16 protein-coding genes and 1 tRNA gene are annotated in these 19,174 nt (G+C 71.9%); 5 read left to right on the top strand and 12 right to left on the bottom strand.

Annotated elements, in window-relative coordinates:
- Positions 1-70: 70 nt before the first annotated feature.
- Positions 71-1,117 carry a branched-chain amino acid ABC transporter substrate-binding protein gene (locus BJ999_RS15395; protein ID WP_229809918.1) on the bottom strand — a complete coding sequence of 349 codons (1,047 nt, stop codon included), beginning with the start codon at positions 1,115-1,117 and terminating at the stop codon, positions 71-73.
- Here BJ999_RS15395 and BJ999_RS42040 point away from each other — a divergent pair.
- Entirely contained in the window at positions 1,116-1,292 is a 177-nt protein-coding gene (locus BJ999_RS42040; protein ID WP_229809917.1) for a hypothetical protein, read from the top strand. The two genes, BJ999_RS15395 and BJ999_RS42040, sit on opposite strands and share 2 nt — an antisense overlap.
- Before the next feature lie 240 nt (positions 1,293-1,532).
- Here BJ999_RS42040 and BJ999_RS15390 read toward each other — a convergent pair whose 3' ends face one another.
- Positions 1,533-2,135: an ANTAR domain-containing response regulator gene (locus tag BJ999_RS15390; protein WP_268247745.1), complete on the bottom strand. Its 603-nt coding sequence runs from the start codon at positions 2,133-2,135 to the stop codon at positions 1,533-1,535.
- A 91-nt stretch (positions 2,136-2,226) separates the two neighbouring features.
- Here BJ999_RS15390 and BJ999_RS15385 point away from each other — a divergent pair.
- A tRNA-Leu gene (locus tag BJ999_RS15385) sits at positions 2,227-2,309 on the top strand.
- 235 nt (positions 2,310-2,544) lie between these two features.
- The gene (locus tag BJ999_RS15380) at positions 2,545-3,297 is read left to right on the top strand and encodes a helix-turn-helix domain-containing protein (protein WP_179833942.1); all 753 of its coding nucleotides are present in this window, start codon (positions 2,545-2,547) and stop codon (positions 3,295-3,297) included.
- 154 nt (positions 3,298-3,451) lie between these two features.
- On the opposite strand, the gene pyk is transcribed toward BJ999_RS15380, so the two are convergent.
- Together pyk and BJ999_RS15370 are read right to left on the bottom strand one after the other, a co-directional pair.
- On the bottom strand, positions 3,452-4,882 hold the full coding sequence (gene pyk, locus BJ999_RS15375; RefSeq protein ID WP_179833941.1) for a pyruvate kinase: 1,431 nt from the start codon (positions 4,880-4,882) through the stop codon (positions 3,452-3,454).
- Positions 4,883-4,990: 108 nt separating this feature from the next.
- Positions 4,991-5,548: a type 1 glutamine amidotransferase domain-containing protein gene (locus tag BJ999_RS15370; protein ID WP_179833940.1), complete on the bottom strand. Its 558-nt coding sequence runs from the start codon at positions 5,546-5,548 to the stop codon at positions 4,991-4,993.
- Between the two features lie 65 nt (positions 5,549-5,613).
- On the opposite strand from BJ999_RS15370, the gene BJ999_RS15365 reads away from it, so the two are divergent.
- Positions 5,614-6,297 (top strand): helix-turn-helix transcriptional regulator, encoded by a 684-nt coding sequence (locus BJ999_RS15365; protein WP_229809916.1) that lies wholly within the window; start codon positions 5,614-5,616, stop codon positions 6,295-6,297.
- 15 nt (positions 6,298-6,312) lie between these two features.
- Here the strand turns inward: BJ999_RS15365 and BJ999_RS15360 are convergent, their stop codons facing one another.
- A complete protein-coding gene (locus tag BJ999_RS15360; protein ID WP_179833939.1) occupies positions 6,313-7,173 on the bottom strand; it encodes a hypothetical protein in 861 nt (286 codons plus the stop codon).
- Positions 7,174-7,483: 310 nt separating this feature from the next.
- Here BJ999_RS15360 and BJ999_RS15355 point away from each other — a divergent pair, with 310 nt between their 5' ends.
- On the top strand, positions 7,484-8,911 hold the full coding sequence (locus BJ999_RS15355) for a pyridoxal phosphate-dependent decarboxylase family protein (protein ID WP_179833938.1): 1,428 nt from the start codon (positions 7,484-7,486) through the stop codon (positions 8,909-8,911).
- Positions 8,912-8,929: 18 nt separating this feature from the next.
- Here the strand turns inward: BJ999_RS15355 and BJ999_RS15350 are convergent, their stop codons facing one another.
- The 7 genes from BJ999_RS15350 to BJ999_RS15320 form a co-directional block, all read right to left on the bottom strand.
- Positions 8,930-9,373: a VOC family protein gene (locus BJ999_RS15350; RefSeq protein ID WP_179833937.1), complete on the bottom strand. Its 444-nt coding sequence runs from the start codon at positions 9,371-9,373 to the stop codon at positions 8,930-8,932.
- Between the two features lie 71 nt (positions 9,374-9,444).
- Positions 9,445-9,879, bottom strand: coding sequence for a helix-turn-helix transcriptional regulator (locus BJ999_RS15345; protein ID WP_218935072.1), 435 nt, complete (start codon positions 9,877-9,879; stop codon positions 9,445-9,447).
- 92 nt (positions 9,880-9,971) lie between these two features.
- The gene (locus BJ999_RS15340; protein ID WP_179833936.1) at positions 9,972-11,435 is read right to left on the bottom strand and encodes a glutamate synthase subunit beta; all 1,464 of its coding nucleotides are present in this window, start codon (positions 11,433-11,435) and stop codon (positions 9,972-9,974) included.
- 18 nt (positions 11,436-11,453) lie between these two features.
- The gene (gltB, locus tag BJ999_RS15335; RefSeq protein ID WP_179833935.1) at positions 11,454-16,025 is read right to left on the bottom strand and encodes a glutamate synthase large subunit; all 4,572 of its coding nucleotides are present in this window, start codon (positions 16,023-16,025) and stop codon (positions 11,454-11,456) included.
- Between the two features lie 342 nt (positions 16,026-16,367).
- Positions 16,368-17,525, bottom strand: coding sequence for a hypothetical protein (locus BJ999_RS15330; RefSeq protein WP_179833934.1), 1,158 nt, complete (start codon positions 17,523-17,525; stop codon positions 16,368-16,370).
- Between the two features lie 52 nt (positions 17,526-17,577).
- Positions 17,578-18,369, bottom strand: a complete 792-nt coding sequence (locus BJ999_RS15325) for a hypothetical protein (RefSeq protein ID WP_179833933.1) — start codon at positions 18,367-18,369, stop codon at positions 17,578-17,580.
- A gap of 70 nt (positions 18,370-18,439) precedes the next feature.
- The gene (locus tag BJ999_RS15320) at positions 18,440-19,165 is read right to left on the bottom strand and encodes a VIT1/CCC1 transporter family protein (protein ID WP_229809915.1); all 726 of its coding nucleotides are present in this window, start codon (positions 19,163-19,165) and stop codon (positions 18,440-18,442) included.
- Positions 19,166-19,174: the final 9 nt, after the last annotated feature.

Here is a 19,174-nt window from a genome sequence, read left to right as displayed (position 1 = left end):
TGTAGCGCTCCCGCTCCCGCGCCATCAGGGTCCCCCGGGACGGGGGCGGTCGGTCCGGGGCGTGGTACGCCTACGAGACCTTCGCTTCGTTGCTGTTGCCGAGCAGCGGCAGCTTGTTGTCCTTCACCTCGTAGATGAAGATGTCCTTGGCCGCCAGCTCACCGTTGTCGGCGAACTTGATCTGCTTCCCGACGCCCTGGATGTCCTCGGTCTTCAGGAAGGTGTTGATGTCCTCCGGCTCGGTCTTGCCGGCCTTGACCGCCTCGATGAACGCCGTCGCGGCGTCGAAGCCCTCGGTCGAGTAGATGGCGACCTCGGAGTTGAACTTGGCCTTGTAGTCGTCCGCGAACTTCTTGGCCTTCGGGTTCGTCTTGCCCTCGGCGTCGATCAGGCAGCCGCAGCTCAGCAGCGCGCCCTGCGCGTTCTCCTGGCCCGCGCCCTCGATCAGACCGGTCGCCAGCGAGCCGTCGCCGGACATCATCTTGCCCTTGTAGCCGGCCTCGCGCAGCTGCTTGAACAGCCGCCCCGCCACGGCGTAGTAGCCACCGAAGTAGACCGCGTCCGGCTTGAACTGGTTGATCTTGTTGACGGTGGAGGAGTAGTCCGTCGCCTTGTCGTCGACCGCGTCGGTCTGGGTCTGCACGCCCTTGGAGCCGGCGGCCTTGCCGATGGCGTCGGCGAGGCCCTTGCCGTAGTCCTGGTTGTCCGAAACCGTGAAGAGCTTCTTCGCCTTCACCGAGTTCACCAGGAAGTTCGCGGCGCCGTCGCTCTGCACGGCGTCGTCGGCCACCACCCGGTGCCAGAACTTCCAGCCCTTCTCGCCGAGCGTGATGTTGGTCGCCGACGGCGACACGCTCGGGACCTTGGCCTCTTCGAGGATCGGGGCGACGCTCTGCGACTCACCGGAGAACGCCGGGCCGATGAGACCGGCGATCTTGTCGTTCTTGATCGCGCCCTGCGCCAGCGTCGTCGCCTGCTCCGGCTTGCCCTGGCTGTCGTAGGTCTTGAACTTGATCTTGACCTTCGGGTTCGTGGCGTTGTACTGCTCGATGGCCAGCTGCGCGCCCTGCTTGGGCGGGATCACCAGGCCCGAGTTCTCACCGGTCAGGTCACCCATGAACCCGATCGTGACCTCGTTGCCACTGCCGGAGTCGCTATCGCCGTCACCGCACGCCACGGCGCTGAGCGCGAGCGCCGCGCTCACCGCAACCGCGCCGGTGATCCTCATCATGTTGCGCCGCAAGGTGCCCAACCTTTCCATCCGGATCCGGGAGGGGATCGGGTACGAGTGAAGCCCCGACGCCGACGCCCTCGGAGGGAGGAAACCGGTCACTCGGGGACCAGGTATGTCGTACACCGTCGACCCACCCCAGAACAGGACCCCCGGATCGAAGGGTTACTCGTTCGTTACGCCCCTGTGCCCATCCGATACCGGGCGTTGCCTGGGACGATTACGAAACGTGACGTCGACGGCCCGGTCCGGTACCTGCGCTTTGGACCTTGACAACCAGGGGTTCGACCACGCTGAGGAGTCAGCCCGCGGCGGGCTCGTCCCCGCCTCCGGAGGCGCCCGCCACGACCGCCTCGGCGACGGCCCGCATCGTGAGCCGCCGGTCCATCGAGGTCTTCTGGATCCACCGGAAGGCCTCGGCCTCGGACCACCCGTGGGCCTGCTGCAGCAGCCCCTTGGCCCGGTCGACCACCTTGCGCGTCTCCAGCCGCTCCTGCAGCCCCGCGACCTCGGCCTCCAGCGCGCGCATCTCGGTGTACCGGCTCACCGCCATCTCGATCGCCGGCGCGAGGTCGGTCTTGGAGAACGGCTTGACGAGATAGGCCATCGCGCCCGCGTCGGTCGCCCGCTGGACGAGTTCGCGCTGCGAGAACGCGGTGAGGATCACCACCGGCGCGATCCGCTCCGCGGAGATCCGCTCGGCCGCCGAGATGCCGTCCAGGACCGGCATCTTCACGTCGAGGATCACGAGGTCGGGCTTCAGCTCCCCGGCCAGCCGGACGGCCGTCTCACCGTCCCCGGCCTCCCCGACCACCTCGTAGCCGTCCTCCTGAAGCATCTCCTTCAGGTCCAGCCTGATCAGGGCCTCGTCTTCCGCGATCACAACTCGCCGAGCGCTCTCCACGCCCACGACCCTACCGAAACCCGCTACCCTGGTCCCCGTCGCCCCACACGGGGCGGCAAACCGGGCAAAAAAGGGACATGTCCGGATAAAAGCCGGGATGGTGGAACGGAAGACACGAATCCCTCAAAAGGATTTGTCCGAAAGGGCGTGCGGGTTCGAATCCCGCTCCCGGCACTTCTCGCCAGACGCTTACCTTCCCCTTCTGCCCTCCACGCCGCGGATCCCATAGCGAGGCAGGGCCTCTCTCGCAGGCGGCGCAACATTGTGCGCATGAATGACATCACCGCGCACCAGAGAAGATTCCGCTCCGTTTCCCCACACAGCTTCGGGAACAGCGACAGTGCCGTCGAGGCATGTCGCGAAGAGTGATCTCGCCAGGACTGTCAGTGGCGGGCGCGAGACTGCCGGCATGTACGATCCACGACAGCGCCCACTGGCGCTACGCCTGCTGGCGGCGGGGTTCACGATCGCTGAAGTCAACCGCCAGACCGGCATCCCCACATCCACATTGGGCAACTGGAAGAAGCATCCCGAAAAGGCCGCGAATCACACTCCCCCGTTATGTCCGCGTTGCCACGATCAGGCGATCGATCCCGCAGCCTACTCTTACCTCTTCGGGCTTTACCTCGGCGATGGCCACCCCGCCCGGCAGCGCAACGGCGTCCACCGCCTGGAGATCGCCTGTTCCGACACCTGGCCTGGCCTGATCGATGCCGCCGCCGAGGCGGTGGGCGCGGTCCTGACGTCCCGGGTCGGGCGCCGCCAGAAGCCCGGCTGCACGATGGTGGGGTCGTACTCCACTCACTGGCCCTGCCTGTTCCCCCAACACGGGCCGGGGATGAAGCACACCCGAAAGATCGAGTTGGCGGGCTGGCAGCGGGAGATCGTCGACGAGCGCACCGAGGAGTTCGTCCGCGGGCTGATCCACTCGGATGGGTGCCGGGTCACGAACCGCGTGCGCAAGCGCCTCGGAGGCGGGGACCGCTGGTACGAGTACCCCCGCTACAACTTCGCGAACGTGTCGCTGGACATCCAGGGGTTGTTCACCGATGCGCTGGATCGGCTCGGGATCGCGTGGAGGCAGATGAACGAGAAGAACATCTCGGTCGCGAAGAGGGAGGCGGTGGCGCGGCTGGACGAGTTCGTCGGACCGAAGTACTGAGGGGCGGGGTTCCCGGAGCGTCGCGGAAATGAGACCGGGCGGTGATGAGTGCGCTGCGCGCAGGGTCCGCGGGTCCGGTCGTGAAGGGTGCGGCGGGGAGGAGGCCGGGCACCGCGCGGGGTGCGGGTCGCGCGGTGCCCGGCAGGGGTGATGGTCAGTGGGGAACGGCGATGGCGTCGCCGAGGCTGTGCACGCGTAGGGCGTTCGTCGAGCCGGCGGTGCCGGGGGGCGAGCCGGCGACGACGACGACCTTGTCGCCCTTCTGGAACCGGCCGAGTTCGAGGAGGGCCTGCTCGACCTGGCGGACCATGGTGTCGGTGTGGTCGACCTGGGGGACGATGAAGGTCTCGACGCCCCAGACGTGGGCGAGCCTGCCGCGGACGGCGGGCACGGAGGTGAAGGCGAGCAGCGGGATCGGCGAGCGGTAGCGGGACAGGCGCCGGGCGGTCTCGCCGGACATGGTGAAGGCGGCGAGGGCCTCGGCGCCGACGATCGCGCCGACCTCGGCGGCGGCGCGGGCGATGGCGCCGCCGATGGTCTCGGGCATCCGCTCCAGGGTGTGGGTGGCCTGGAGGGCGGCCTGCTCGGCGGTCTGCACGATGCGGCTCATCGTGAGGACGGACTCGATGGGGTACTGGCCGACGCTGGTCTCGCCGGAGAGCATGACGGCGTCGGCGCCCTCGAAGACGGCGTTGGCGACGTCGGAGGTCTCGGCGCGGGTGGGGCGGGGCGCGGAGATCATGGATTCGAGCATCTGGGTGGCGACGATGACCGGGCGGGCCTTCTCGCGGCAGAGCTCGATGGCGCGCTTCTGGACGATCGGCACCTGTTCGAGGGGCATCTCGACGCCGAGGTCGCCGCGGGCCACCATGATGCCGTCGAAGGCGGCGACGATCTCGGGGAGCCGCTCGACGGCCTGCGGCTTCTCGATCTTGCCGATGAGGGGGACGCGGACGCCCTCCTCTTCCATGATCTGGTAGCAGATGTCGGCGTCGGCGGGGGTGCGGACAAAGGACAGCGCGACGAGGTCGACGCCGAGGCGCAGGGCCCAGCGCAGGTCCTGCTCGTCCTTCTCGGTGAGGGCGGGGACGCTGACCGGGACGCCGGGCAGGTTGAGGCCCTTGTTGTCGGACACCATGCCGCCGACGGTGACGGTGGTGTGGACGCGGGGGCCCTCGACCGAGGTGACCTTGAGGGCGACGCGGCCGTCGTCGATGAGGACGGTGTCGCCGGGGCTGACGTCGCCCGGCAGCCCCTGGTAGGTGGTGGACACCTCGCGGCGGGTGCCGGGGACGTCGTCGGTGGTGATGGTGAAGTCGTCGCCGAGGGTGAGCCGTACGGGGCCGTCGGGGAAGCGCCCGATGCGGATCTTGGGGCCCTGCAGGTCCGCCAGGATGCCGACGCCGCGTCCGGTGGCGTCGGCGGCGGCGCGGATCCGGTGGTAGACCTCCTCGTGGACGGCATGCTCGCCGTGGCTCATGTTGAGCCGGGCGACGTCGACGCCGGCTTCGACGAGGGCGTGGATCTGCTCGCTGCTGGAGCAGGCCGGACCGATGGTGCTGACGATCTTCGCTCGACGGGTCACGTCACAACCGTACTTAGTTACTTGCCGGTACGGATATTCGTGCAGGATATGGTCGCCCGGGGTTCACCGAGTGGTCTAGGTCAGAGGTCTAGACCACATGTGGCCGCGTCACCGCTTGAACACCTCCACGGCGGCCTGGCAGAACGCCTTGAGGTCGTCGGGCTTGCGGCTGCTGACCAGCACGTTGGGGCCGTTCTCGCAGATCTGGACCTCCTCGTCCACCCAGGTGGCCCCCGCGTTGCGCAGGTCGGTCCGCAGGCTCGGCCAGGACGTCACGGTGCGCCCCCGGACGACGCCGGCCTCGATGAGGGTCCACGGGCCGTGGCAGATGACGGCGACGGGCTTGCCCGCGTCGAAGAACGACCGGGCGAACGCGACGGCGTCGGGGTCGGTGCGCAGGAAGTCGGGGTTGGCGACGCCGCCGGGCAGGACGAGGGCGTCGAACTCGGTGTGGTCGGAGACGTCGACGGTGGTGTCGACGGGGAAGGTGTCGGCCTTGTCCAGGTGGTCGAACGCCTGGAGCCTGCCGGACTGCGTGGAGACCAGGCGCGGGGTGGCGCCGGCCTGCTCCACGGCCTTCCACGGCTCGGTCAGCTCGACCTGCTCGGTGCCCTCGGGTGCGCACAGGAAGGCGATGGTCCTGCCCTGAAGATCGTTGTTCGACATCGGTTGCCTCCGTTGGTCGGTGTTCTCTGGCCCCTGCCCGCGAACACGGGTGGTATGCAGGAAGGGTGAACCCCACGGGCTACCGCGAGTACCGGACGCCGGGGCTGGCCTGCTCGTGGACGGCGGCGCTGGCGCCGGACGCCGAGCCGTTCGTCCAGCGCGTGCTCCCGGACGCCTGCGTGGACCTCATCTGGGCGGCCGGCGGGCTTCTGGTGGCGGGGCCGGACACGGGTCCGATGCCGGCGGTCATGCGGCCCGGCGAGGAGATCGCGGCGGTGCGGTTCGCGCCGGGGACGGCGCCGCCGGTGCTGGGCGTCCCGGCGGACGCTCTGCGGGACGGGCGGGTGCCGTTGCGGGAGCTGTGGGGCGCGGAGGCCGACCGGCTGGCGGAGGTCGTGGCGGCGGCGGACGACCGCCGCGCGGCGCTGGTGGCGGCCGTGCGGGTGCGGATGGGCCCGGCGGATCCGCTCGTCGGGTCGGTGGTCGGGGGTCTGGCGGAGGGTTCGGTCCGTGATGTGGCGGACGGGCTCGGGATCGGTGAGCGGCAGTTGCGGCGGCGGTCGCTGGCGGTGTTCGGGTACGGGCCGAAGACGCTGCAGCGGGTGCTGCGGTTCCAGCGGGCGCTGGGCCTGGCGCGGGCGGGCGGGCCGCTGGCGGAGGTCGCGTTCGCGGCGGGTTACGCCGACCAGGCCCATTTCGCGCACGAGGTGCGGGACCTGGCCGGCGAGCCCGTGCGGAACCTGCTGTGACCGTCTCCGGACCGGTCAGGGCTTGAGGCGTCCGTAGGCGCGCAGGGTCGTGAGGCGTTCGACGGTGACGTGGCCGCGCCATTCGGGGCCGGTGACGGGTGTCCAGATGGGGAAGGCGACGTCCCAGCCGCCGTCGCCGCCCTGCTCGTCGATGAGGGCGTCGAGGCGGGCGTCGATGTCGCCGGCGTCGAAGAGCCGGCGCCCGTACCCGCCGGGCGCGGGCGCGAAGTCGAGCGGTCCCTGGTGGTCGCTGGCGGCGTGGGCGGCGAGGACGTCGCGGACGCGGGTGAAGGCCGCCTCGGCGCGGTCGCGGTCGGGGACGTGGTCGAGGAAGGTCAGGACGGCGAGGACGTCGTAGCCGCCGGGTTCGGCTCCGGGGGCCTCCAGGTAGCGCCAGCAGAAGTCGGTGGCGGGTCCGAGCCAGGGGTGGTGCGCGCCGGCCCTGTGGAGCATGCCGGCGAGGGTGGCGGTGGGGTTGATGGCGCCGGGCGGGTCGTCGGGTGTCTGCCACCAGGGGGCGTGCGGGGCGTCGCGGACGGTCGGCAGGACGAAGGGCACTCCCCCGCCGTCGACGGTGATGGAGGCCAGGTAGCCCGCGATGCGCGTGACGGCGGGGTCGGCGTCGGCGCCCGCCTCGTGCAGGAGCTGCAGGGCGTGCTGGGCGGGGACGGGTTGGCTGTCCTCGCCGCGCAGGTCCGGTTCGAGGGCGTGGCCGTATCCGCCGTCGGGGTTCTCGTAGGGCCTGAGGGCGGCGAGGACGGCCGCGGCGGGGCCGCCGCGGAAGTGGAGGGCGAAGCGGTGCCGGTCGATGAGGCGGCCGTTGAGGCGCATGAACTCCGCGGCGCGCGCGAGGCCGGTTCGGTGCAGGACCTTCATGCCTCTGACGCTAGGGCGGGCGGTGGCCGGGCGTCTTGTCGGAAACGGACGCGGGTCGCGGGAGGGGGCGCGGTGGGCCCGGCCACCCCAGCGGTGGGTGGCCGGGCCCCTGGGGTCCCGCGTCGCGGGGTGCGGGTGCGTGCTGCCCCCCGGTGGTGGCCGCGTGCGCGGCGGGAGCCGCTGACGCGCCGACCGCCGCGGGGCGAGCCCAGGCGGGACCGTAGCCGACCAGCACGAAGACCACAAGTTGCCCTCTTTCTCATGCTTCCCGACATTCCCGGTTGCACCGTGTCTGTGATCTCCTTGCGTCATGAGCGATCCGCTTGACGAACGTGACATCGCCGGTGCCCCGCTCGCCGTGGTGGCGCGGGCGGCGGAGCCGTACCTGGCGAGCCTGCCGGACCGTCCCGTCCACGACCGGTCGCAGGACCCGCTGCTGGACGAGCTGGACGGGCCGCTTCCGGACACGGGGGACGGCGCGGTGGCCGCGGTCGAGCGGCTGGTGCGGATCGGCACCCGGGCGGCGACGCACTCGTCCGGGCCGCGGTTCTTCCACTTCGTGGTGGGCGGGTCGACGCCCGCGGCCATGGCGGGCGACTGGGCGACGTCGCTGCTCGACCAGGCGGCCGGGCTGTGGCTGACGTCGCCGCTGGCGGCGCGGGCGGAGACGGTGGTCCTGCGCTGGCTCAAGGAGCTGTTCGGGCTGCCCGCGGCGTTCGGCGGCGTGCTGACGCCGAGCGCCACGCTCGCGCACGTGGCGGGCCTGGCGGCCGCGCGGCACTGGTGGGCGGCCGGGCACGGCGTGGACGTCGCGTCGCGGGGCCTGGCGGGGCTGCCGGCGATGCCGGTGTTCACCAGCGGCCTCGTGCACGTCAGCACCCGCAAGGCGCTGCAGATCCTCGGCTGCGGCCGGGACACCCTGCGGACGTTCGCCCGCGACGACGCGGGACGGGTCGATCTGAAGGCGATGGACGCCGCGCTCGCCGGGGCGGGCGGGCCCGCGGTGATCGTGGCGAACCTCGGCGAGGTGAACACGGGCGACAGCGACCCGATCGCCGAGATGGCGGATCTCGCGGAGCGGCACGGGGCCTGGCTGCACGTGGACGGCGCGTTCGGGCTGTTCGCGGCCCTCAGCCCCCGGACGGCCCATCTCGCGCAGGGCGTCGAGCGGGCGGACTCGGTGACGGCGGACGGCCACAAGTGGCTGAACGTGCCGTACGAGAGCGGGTTCTCCTTCGTGCGCGATCCGGCGTCGCTGAGCAGCGCCTTCGGGGCGTGGGGCGCGGCGTACCTGCCGGACGCCGACGAGGAGCGGGTCAACTACAACATGCTCGGCCCGGAGTCGTCCCGCCGGGCGCGGGCGCTGCCGATCTGGGCGACGCTGCGGGCGTACGGGCGGGACGGGTACCGGGAGATGGTGGAGCGGCACCTCGACGTGGCCGCCCATCTGGGCGGGCTCGTCGAGGCGGCGCCCGACCTGGAGCTGCTCGCTCCGGTGCGGCTCTGCATCGCGTGCTTCCGGTACCGCCCGGACGGCGTCCCGGAGGAGGACCTGAACGAGCTGAACGCGCGCCTGGGCGAGGCGCTGCTCGCGGACGGCCGCGTCTACGCGGGCACCAGCACCTACCGGGGCATGACAGTGTTCCGTCCAGCGCCGCTCAACTGGCGGACGACGACCTCCGACGTGGAGCTGCTGGTGGACGTGCTCCGTGAGCTGGGCGCCCGCCTCGCCCGCTGATCCGCTCCGCCGGTCCGCTCAGTCGTTCCAGGGCAGGGTCTCGTCGAGCTCGTCGAAGGGCTGAGTGAGGCTGTACCAGCAGCCGGAGTCGTCCCGGAAGATCGCCTCGATCCCGTACGGGCGCTTCTCGGGCGGGTGGACGAACTCGACGCCCCGGGCCGACAGCCGCTCGTACTCGGCCTGGCAGTCGTCGGTGTTGAAGGCGCCCGCGCCGAGGACGCCCTTGGCGATGAGCGCCCTCATCTGGGCGGCGGAGTCGGGGTCCATGGTGGGCGGGCCGGGGATCATGAGGGCGAGGCTCAGCTCGGGCTGGTTCTTCGCCCCGACGGTGACCCAGCGCATCCCGCCCTCGCCGAGGGTCATGTCGTCGCGGACCTCCAGGCCGAGCTTCTCGGTGAAGAACCGCTTGGCCGAGTCCTGGTCGAGCACCCAGACGGTGGCCAGCCCGAGATTGGTGATCATGCCGGTGTCTCCTTGGTGAACAGGGATGATGCGTTCACGCTAGGGCGTGGCGGGCCGCCCGGCCTTCTCGGTTATTGCTGCTCGCGGAAGCCGCCCGCCCAGAACAGCACGAAGCATCCGGGGATGGCGGAGGCGTTCCCGGCGCGGGCGCGCCTGCGGAACTCGGTGGGCGTCGTCCCGGTCCGCTGCTTGAAGCGGGTGCAGAATGTGCCGAGGCTGGTGAAGCCGACCTGCATGCAGATCTCGGTGACGGTCAGGTCGGCGGTGCGCAGCAGGTCCTGCGCGCGCTCGATGCGGCGGCGGGTGAGGTAGGCGCCGGGCGTCTCGCCGTAGACCTCGCGGAACAGCCGGACGAAGTGGTAGCGCGAGTACCCGGCGCGGGCGGCGACGGCGGAGACGTCCAGCGGTTCGGCCCACTCGCGGTCCATGGCGTCGCGGGCGAGCCTCATCCGGCGCAGGACGCCGGTGTCCAGGGTGGGCGGCGCACCCACCCGAACGTTTCCCATGCTCCGATGCTGGCACACCGCACCGACAGGAACGCGCGCGAAGGCGAGGCCCTGGAGGAGATCCTCCAGGGCCTCGCCGCTCGCTGTACGGGTCAGGCCATCGGGCGCGCCGTCGGCGGGATCGGGTACGGCAGGTCGGTCCGGCCGCCGAGGTGGGCGTCGACGCCGTGCGCGGCGGCGCGGCCCTCGGCGATGGCCCAGACGATCAGGGACTGGCCGCGGCCCATGTCGCCCGCGGCGAACACGCCGTCCACGGACGTCCGGTAGTCGCGGTCGCGGACCACGTTGCCGCGCTGGTCCAGCTCGACGCCGAGCTGTTCCAGCAGCCCCTCGCGCTGCGGGCCGAGGAAGCCCATGGCGAGCGTGACCAGCTCGGCGGGGATCTCCCGCTCGGTGCCCTCGACGGGCGCGAACCCGGCCTGCGGGCCGCCGACCTCCACCAGCCTCAGCGCGCGGACGTTGCCGTCCGCGTCGCCCAGGAACTCGGTGGTGGACACGGCGTACACGCGGTCGCCGCCCATGTCGGCGAGCTCCTCGTGGGCGCTCTCCACCTTGAACAGCATCGGGTACGTCGGCCACGGCTGGCCGTCGGGGCGCGCCTCCGGCGGCCGCGGCATGATCTCCAGCTGGGTGACCGACGCGGCGCCCTGCCGGATCGCGGTGCCGATGCAGTCGGCGCCGGTGTCGCCGCCGCCGATGACGACGACGTGCTTGCCCTCCGCCGAGATGGGCGACGTGTCGTAGTCGCCCTCCTGCACCTTGTTCGAGGGCGGCAGGTACTCCATCGCCTGGTAGACGCCCTTGAGCTCGCGTCCCGGGACGGGCAGGTCGCGCCACGCGGTGGCGCCGCCCGCCAGGACGACGGCGTCGTTGGACGCGCGCAGTTCGTCCGCGGTGACGTCGACGCCCACGTTCACCGAGGTCCGGAAGGCGGTGCCCTCGGCGCGCATCTGGGCGAGGCGCCGGTCGAGGTGCCGCTTCTCCATCTTGAACTCGGGGATGCCGTAGCGCAGCAGGCCGCCGATCCGGTCGGCGCGCTCGTACACCGTGACGTCGTGGCCGGCGCGGGTGAGCTGCTGCGCGGCGGCGAGGCCCGCGGGCCCCGAGCCGACCACCGCGACCCTCCTGCCGGTCTGGACGGCCGGCGGCTGCGGGCGCACCCAGCCCTCCGCGAACGCCCGGTCGATGATCTCGACCTCGACCCGCTTGATCGCCACCGGGTCCTGGTTGATGCCGAGGACGCAGGCGCTCTCGCACGGGGCCGGGCACAGCCTCCCGGTGAACTCCGGGAAGTTGTTGGTGGCGTGCAGCCGCTCCACGGCCTCCTGCCAGTCCTTGCGGTACACGAGGTCGTTCCACTCGGGGATGAGGTTGCCGAGCGGGCAGCCCTGGTGGCAGAACGGGATGCCGCAGTCCATGCAGCGGCTCGCCTGCTTCTCCAGCCTGTCCTTGCCGAAGTCCTCGTAGACCTCCGACCAGCTCCTGATCCGCACGTCGACCGGGCGGCGCTTCGGGAGCTCCCGCCGGACGGTGAGGAAACCCTTCGGGTCAGCCATGTTGGAAGTCCCCCTCTCTCAGCTCTGCGCCGCGGCCATGACGGCCTCGTCGACGTCGCGCCCCTCGGCCTCGGCCTTGGCCATCGCGTCCAGGACCCGCCGGTAGTCGCGCGGCATGATCTTGGTGAAGCGGGCGGCGGCACCGTCCCAGTCCTCCAGCAGCCGCCGGGCCACCACCGAGCCGGTCTCGGCCAGGTGCCGCTCCGTCAGCGCCCGGACGGTGTCCACGTCCGCGGCGTCCAGCGGCTCCAGGTCGACCATCTCGCCGTTGACCCGCTCGGGCACCAGGTCCAGGACGTAGGCGATGCCGCCGGACATGCCGGCCGCGAGGTTGCGGCCCGTCCGGCCGAGGATCACCGCGCGGCCCCCGGTCATGTACTCGCAGGCGTGGTCTCCGACGCCCTCGACCACGGCGGTGGCGCCGGAGTTGCGGACGCAGAACCGCTCGCCGACGACCCCGCGGGCGAACAGCTCGCCGGACGTGGCTCCGTACAGGATCACGTTGCCGCCGATGATCTGCTCCTCGGCGGCGAACGCGGCGTCCGCGGGGGGACGCAGCATGACGCGCCCGCCGGACAGGCCCTTGCCGACATAGTCGTTGGCGTCGCCGACCAGCCGCAGCGTGACGCCGCGCGGCACGAACGCGCCGAAGGAGTTGCCCGCCGAGCCGGTGAAGGTGACGTCGATGGTGTCGTCGGGCAGCCCGCCGCCGCCCCACTTCTTGGTCACCTCATGGCCGAGCATGGTCCCGACCGTCCGGTTGACGTTGCGGATCGGCAGCTCGAGCCGCACCTGGTCGCCGAACGAGATCGCACCCTCGGCGAGCTGGATCAGCGTGTTGTCCAGCGCCTTCTCCAGCCCGTGGTCCTGCTCGATCATCCGGTGCAGGGCCGCGCCCTCCGCCCGCGCCGGGACGTGCAGGATCGGGGCCAGGTCCAGTCCGGCGGCCTTCCAGTGCTCGACCGCCTCCCGGGTGTCGATCATCTCGACGTGGCCGATCGCCTCGGCCACGGAGCGGAACCCGAGGGCCGCCAGGTACTCGCGGACCTCCTCGGCCACGAACTCGAAGAAGTTCACCACGAACTCGGGCTTGCCGGAGAACCGCTGCCGCAGCACCGGGTTCTGGGTGGCGACGCCGACCGGGCAGGTGTCCAGGTGGCAGACCCGCATCATGATGCAGCCCGACACCACCAGCGGCGCGGTCGCGAAGCCGTACTCCTCGGCGCCGAGCAGCGCCGCGACGACGACGTCCCGTCCGGTCTTCATCTGCCCGTCGGTCTGCACGACGATGCGGTCGCGCAGCCCGTTCAGCAGCAGCGTCTGCTGGGTCTCGGCGAGGCCGAGCTCCCACGGCGCGCCGGCGTGCTTCAGCGACGTCAGCGGGGACGCGCCCGTGCCGCCGTCGTGCCCGGAGATGAGCACCACGTCGGCGTGCGCCTTGGACACCCCGGCCGCGACCGTGCCGACCCCGACCTCGGCGACGAGCTTGACGTGCACGCGCGCCGCCGGGTTGGCGTTCTTCAGGTCGTGGATGAGCTGCGCCAGGTCCTCGATCGAGTAGATGTCGTGGTGCGGCGGCGGCGAGATGAGGCCGACGCCGGGGGTGGAGTGCCGCGTCTTGGCGATCCACGGGTAGACCTTGTGGCCGGGCAGCTGGCCGCCCTCGCCGGGCTTGGCGCCCTGCGCCATCTTGATCTGGATGTCGTCGGCGTTGGTGAGGTACTCCGAGGTCACGCCGAACCGGCCGGAGGCCACCTGCTTGATCGCGCTGCGCCGCAGGTCGCCGTTCTCGTCCGGGGTGAAGCGCGCCGGGTCCTCGCCGCCCTCGCCGGTGTTGGACTTGCCGCCGAGGCGGTTCATCGCGATCGCGAGGGTCTCGTGCGCCTCCGCCGAGATGGAGCCGTAGGACATCGCGCCGGTGGAGAACCGCTTGACGATCTCCGATACCGGTTCGACCTCCTCGATCGGCACCGGCTCCCGGTCGCCCTCACGGAGCCGGAACAGCCCGCGGAGCGTCATCAGCTCCTCGGCCTGCGAGTCGACCTTGGAGGTGTACTCCTTGAAGATCTCGTAGCGGCGGGTGCGGGTGGCGTGCTGCAGCTTGAACACCGTGTCCGGGTTGAACAGGTGCGGCTCGCCCTCGCGGCGCCACTGGTACTCGCCGCCGACCTCCAGGGTCCGGTGCGCCAGGTCGTTGCCGCCCGGCGGGTAGGCGCGGGCGTGCCGCTCGGCGACCTCGCGGGCCAGCACGTCGAAGCCGACGCCGCCGAGCCGGGAGGTGGTGCCGGTGAAGCACCGCGCCACCACGTCCGCGCCGAGCCCGATCGCCTCGAAGATCTGCGCGCCGGTGTAGGACGCGACCGTGGACACGCCCATCTTCGACATGACCTTCAGGACGCCCTTGCCGTAGGCCTTCACCAGGTTCCGGGCGGCCTTGGCCGGGTCCGGCCCTTCGATCACTCCGCCGCGCACGAGGTCCTCGACGGTCTCGATCGCCAGGTACGGGTTGATCGCGGACGCGCCGTACCCGATGAGCAGCGCCATGTGGTGGCACTCGCGGGCCTCGCCCGTCTCGATCACCAGGCCGACCTGGGTGCGGGTCTTCTCCCGGATCAGGTGGTGGTGCACGGCGCCGGTCAGCAGCAGCGACGGGATCGCGGCGCGGGCGGAGTCGGCGCCGCGGTCCGACAGCACGATGATCCGCGCGCCGGCCTCGATGGCCCGGCTGACCTCGGAGTTGATCTCCTCCAGGCGGGCCTGCAGGGCCTCTCCCCCGCCGGCGACGTCGTACAGGCCGTGTACGACGTACGCGGCCAGGTGCGGCAGCGACCCCTCGTCGTCGATGTGCATGATCTTGGACAGCTCGTCGTTGTCCAGGATCGGGGTCGGCAGCACCAGGCGCCGGCACGAGTCCGGGCCGGGCTCCAGCAGGTTGCCCTCCGGGCCGAGCGTGGACTGCAGCGAGGTGACGAGCTCCTCGCGGATCGCGTCCAGCGGCGGGTTCGTGACCTGCGCGAACAGCTGCTTGAAGTAGTCGAACAGCAGCCGCGGCCGCTCGGAGAGCACCGCGATCGGGGTGTCGGTGCCCATCGACCCGATCGGCTCCGCGCCCGTCCGCGCCATCGGCGTCAGGATGATCCGCTGCTCTTCGAGGGTGTAGCCGAACGTCTGCTGCCGCCGGACGAGCGTCTCGTGGGTCGGGATCTCCCGCTCGCGCTGCGGCAGCTCCTCGAACCGGACCAGGCCCTCGTGCAGCCACCGCCCGTACGGGTGCTCGGCGGCCAGCTCGGCCTTGACCTCGTCGTCCTCGACGATCCGCCCGGCGGCGGTGTCGACAAGGAAGATCTTGCCGGGCTGCAGGCGGCCCTTGCGGACGACCTTGGCGGCGGGGATGTCGAGCACGCCGGCCTCGCTGGCCAGCACGACCAGGCCGTCGTCGGTCACCCAGTACCGGCCCGGGCGCAGTCCGTTGCGGTCCAGGACCGCTCCGACGACGGTGCCGTCGGTGAAGCTGACGCTGGCGGGGCCGTCCCACGCCTCCATCAGCGTGGAGTGGAACTCGTAGAACGCCCGGCGGTCGGCGTCCATCTCGGTGTGGTTCTCCCACGCCTCCGGGATCATCATCAGCACCGCGTGCGGCAGCGACCGGCCGCCGAGGTGCAGCAGCTCCAGGCACTCGTCGAAGGACGCGGTGTCGGACGCCTCGATGTCGATCACCGGGAAGATCCGGGAGAGGTCGCCGGGGAGGAGGTCGGACTTCAGCAGCGCCTCGCGGGCCCGCATCCAGTTCCGGTTGCCCTTCACGGTGTTGATCTCGCCGTTGTGGGCGATGAACCGGTACGGGTGCGCCAGTTCCCAGGCCGGGAAGGTGTTGGTCGAGAACCGCGAGTGGACCAGCGCGATCGCGCTGGTGAAGCGGCGGTCCGACAGGTCGGGGAAGAACGGCTCCAGCTGCGGGGTCGTCAGCATTCCCTTGTAGACGATCGTGCGGCTGGACAGGCTCGGGAAGTAGACCCGCACGTCCTGCTCGGCGCGCTCGCGCATGCAGAACACGGCGCGGTCCAGCTCCAGGCCGGTCCTGCCCTCGTGCGGGCCGCCGGCCGCGGGGGCGACGAACATCTGCGCGAAGTGCGGCATGACCCGGCGGGCGGCCGGGCCGGTGAAGTCGGGGTCGTGCGGGAGTTCGCGCCAGCCGAGGACCGTCAGGCCCTCCTCCACGCACAGCGTCTCGACGTGGGCGACCGCGGCGGCGCGCTCGTCGCCGTCCGCGGGAAGGAACGCGATGCCGGCCGCGTAGCCGCCGGCCTCGGGGAGCGGGAAGTCGCAGACCTCGCGGAAGAACGCGTCCGGGACCTGGACGAGGATGCCGACCCCGTCGCCGTCGTCCGGCTCCGCGCCGACGGCCCCACGGTGGTCGAGGTTCTTCAGGACGTCCAGTGCCTTCTGGACGATGTCGTGGCTCTTGCGTCCGTGCAGGTCGGCGACCATGCCGACGCCGCAGGCGTCATGCTCGTTGGCCGGGTCGTACAGGCCCTGCGGCTGGGGGCGGCCAGGTGCACGGCCATCAGGTGTGAGGGCAGCAGCAGCCATCAACCCTCCCGTCGTCGTGTCACTGCTTGATGTCAGTGCGGCACGGGACGACGTTGGCCCTGCTGCGGTGAGATGACATTACATCACTGCCGGGATCATGCCCGACTGCACCAGATCGCGAAACTTCTTCGGGGCGATCGGACGTGCGCCATCTCGGATTGGTTTAGACCAGGTTACCGGCTGGACCGGAACGCGGAACGCCCTGACCTCGGTGAGGATCATCACCGGTACGCGATGTTTACGGCGCCGCGCCGAAGACCTACCGAAAAGTGCCTTTCTCCAGACCCGGGGCGGACCTCGGCCGGACCGGGCCCGAGCGGACCGGATGCGGCCGGACGGAACTCAGCCGGTCCCGCGCGCCGCGCGGCCGAGCACCGCCGGGGCCTTGCCGCCCTCGATCAGCAGCGACAGCAGGTTCTCGTCCTTCTCGTCGCCCCTGCCGTCCAGGCGCTGCGTCCACGACACCACCGCGAAGTGCCCCATCGCGAGGCCCCGCGCCATGCCGAAGCCCCGCCCGAAACGGTCCAGCGGGGCGGGCGCCTCCAGGGGCCGGACGAAGCCCGCGCCGATCGTGGTCTCCAGCCTGGCGACGAACCGGTCGGCGTCCGCCGACCCGGCGAGGTTGAACACGGCCACGGCCAGCGCGTACCCGTGCTCGGTGTCGGAGTAGATCCCGCGCGCCGCCTGCGTGCAGCCGCCCTTCCCGAGCTCCTCGCCGACCGATCCGCCCCACACGGCGGCGGCGCAGTCGCCGTCCAGCCGCTTGGCGCGCAGCTTCACCGAGACCTTCCCCTCCGGAAGGGGCAGCTTCGCCGCCGAGGAAGGGAACACCTCGCCCGCCGTGAGGGGCTGGGGGTCCGCACTGCGGGCCGCGATCCCGGCGTAGGCGGCGCTGGACGGCGAACTGGAGTAGGAGGTCGGCGACGGGCCCGTCCCGGCGGGACGCCCGATCTTCGCGTCGGTGACGGCCCCGGGCTTCGGGGCGGGGTCGCCGCCGCTCAGGGCGACGGCGCCGACGCCGAGCAGCACCAGCACGCCCAGGACGGCCGCCGCGCCGAAGTACAGCTTCGGGCCCGGCCCGCCCGCGCGCCGGTCCGCGGCCGGCCGGCGTTCCGGCGCAGGGGGACGTCCCGAGGGCCTGCCCGCGCTCTTCGCCTTCCCACTCTTCGCCTTCCCGCGCTTGGCCTTGCCGCGCCTCTCCGTCCGCCCGGAACGGGCCTGGCCGCCCGCGGGGTCCTCGGGCGGGAGGGCGGCGCGGACGTCCTCGGGCGCGAACGCGTCGTCCTGGACGGCGTCCTCGTACGGGACGTCGTCGTAGGGCGTCCGCGGAGGCGGCGGGGCGGGGCGCTCCCGGCGCGACGCGGCGCGGCGGGGCGGCGGGGTCCGGCGCGGGCCGCCCGACCGGGACTGCGGCGTGCGGCGCGCGGCGGGCTGCCGACGGCCCGGACGGCTCACCGGAGGCCGCCCCGAGCCGCCGCGGCGGTGCTCATCGGGGTCCACGACCGCGCAGACTACTCGCCGCCGGCGGGCGACGCGCCCGCGCCAGGCCGGCTCACTGCCCGGCCTTCCCGCCGGAGACCAGGTCGAGGCGCCCGTACAGGAAGTCGGCCGCGTTCTCGATGACCAGGCTCACATCGATCATCTCGTTGAGCGAGGCGGGCTGCGCGCCGCCGGCCCGCGCCACCCAGGTGACCACGGCGTAGTGGCCGTAGGTCTTGGTGTAGGCGGCGGTGAACCCGGGCCCGAAGGCGGGGGTGTCCTTCGGCTGCAGTGGGGACACCCAGCCGGCGCCGGTCGCCGGCTCCAGGTCGCGGAGGATCTGCTTGACGCCCTCCTCGCTCGCAAGGTTGATCACGGCGAACTGGCCGACGTGCTTCTTGTCGGCGCTGACGTAGGCCGCGCGGGCGATCTGGCTGCACTGGTACTTGGCGAGGTCGCCCTGCAGCCGGCCGCCCCAGGTGGCGGCCTTGCAGTCGGTGCCCAGCTTGGACTCGGCCAGCGTGAACGTGTACTTGCCCGACTTCAGCGTCTTGGTGGAGAACGCCTCGCCCTCGGTGATCGGGCGGGCGTCCTTCGAGCGGGACGCGAGCTTGGCGAAGCCCTCGCCGAGGTAGTCCGGCGCGTAGGCGGTCGGCACCGCCCGCTGCTGCGGCTTCGCCTCGTCGCCCCCGCCGGTCAGCAGGACCACCGCGACCACCGCGACGATCACCGCGACCAGCGCGGCGGCCGCGCCCAGCAGCAGCTTCGGACTGGGGAGCTTGCGGCCGGACTTGTCCTCCGGCCAGAAGTCCCGCCGGCGGCCCTCTGCGGCCTCGGCGGAACCGGTGTCAGAAGCCTCGATCACAGCCCCGGAGCTTAGCGGTCCGGGTCCCCCTCGCGCGCCCAAAAGGGTGTTTCGCCCAGATTCCTTGGAGCTACAGCCCGTTACTGCCGATCAGCGCGCCGAACCCGTAGGTGATCAACGCCGCGGCGGCGCCGAACAGCAGCTGCCGCGACCCGCCGAACCACCACGCGCGAGCCGTGATCCTCGACACCACCGCCCCGGCGCAGAAGAGCCCGAGCGCCGCGATGCCCGCCGCGGGCCACAGGCTGGTCGCGCCCAGCAGGTACGGCAGCACCGGCAGCAGCGCGCCGACCGCGAACGACAGAAACGACGAGCCCGCCGCCAGGACGGGCGAGGGCAGGTCGCCGGGCGTCACCCCGAGCTCCTCCCGGGTGTGGACCTCCAGGGCCTCGTCGGGGTCGCGGGACAGCTGCCGCGCGACCTCGGCGGCCGTCTCGGGGTCGACGCCGCGCGCCTCGAAGACCTCGGCCAGCTCCCGCTGCTCGGCCACCGGGTGGCGGGCCAGCTCCAGCCGCTCCACCTCGATCTCCGCCTCCGCCAGCTCCGACTGGGAGGCGACCGAGATGTACTCCCCCGCCGCCATCGAGAACGCGCCCGCCGCCAGGCCCGCGAGGCCCGCCAGCAGCACGACCTTCTGGGTCGCCTGGCCGCCCGCGACCCCGGCGATCAGGGCGAAGTTGGAGACCAGCCCGTCCATCGCACCGAACACCGCGGGCCTCAGCCAGCCGCCGGTGACGTCCCGGTGCTGGTGGTGCTGCTCCGGCCGCACGCCTTGCTTTTCCCCTGTGTCGGACACCGTTCCCGA

It is taken from the genome of Actinomadura citrea (genome assembly GCF_013409045.1).
GTDB classification, from domain to species: Bacteria; Actinomycetota; Actinomycetes; order Streptosporangiales; family Streptosporangiaceae; genus Spirillospora; species Spirillospora citrea.
The sequence above is the reverse complement of the archived record's forward strand: the minus strand, read 5'-3'. Positions and strand labels throughout refer to the sequence as shown.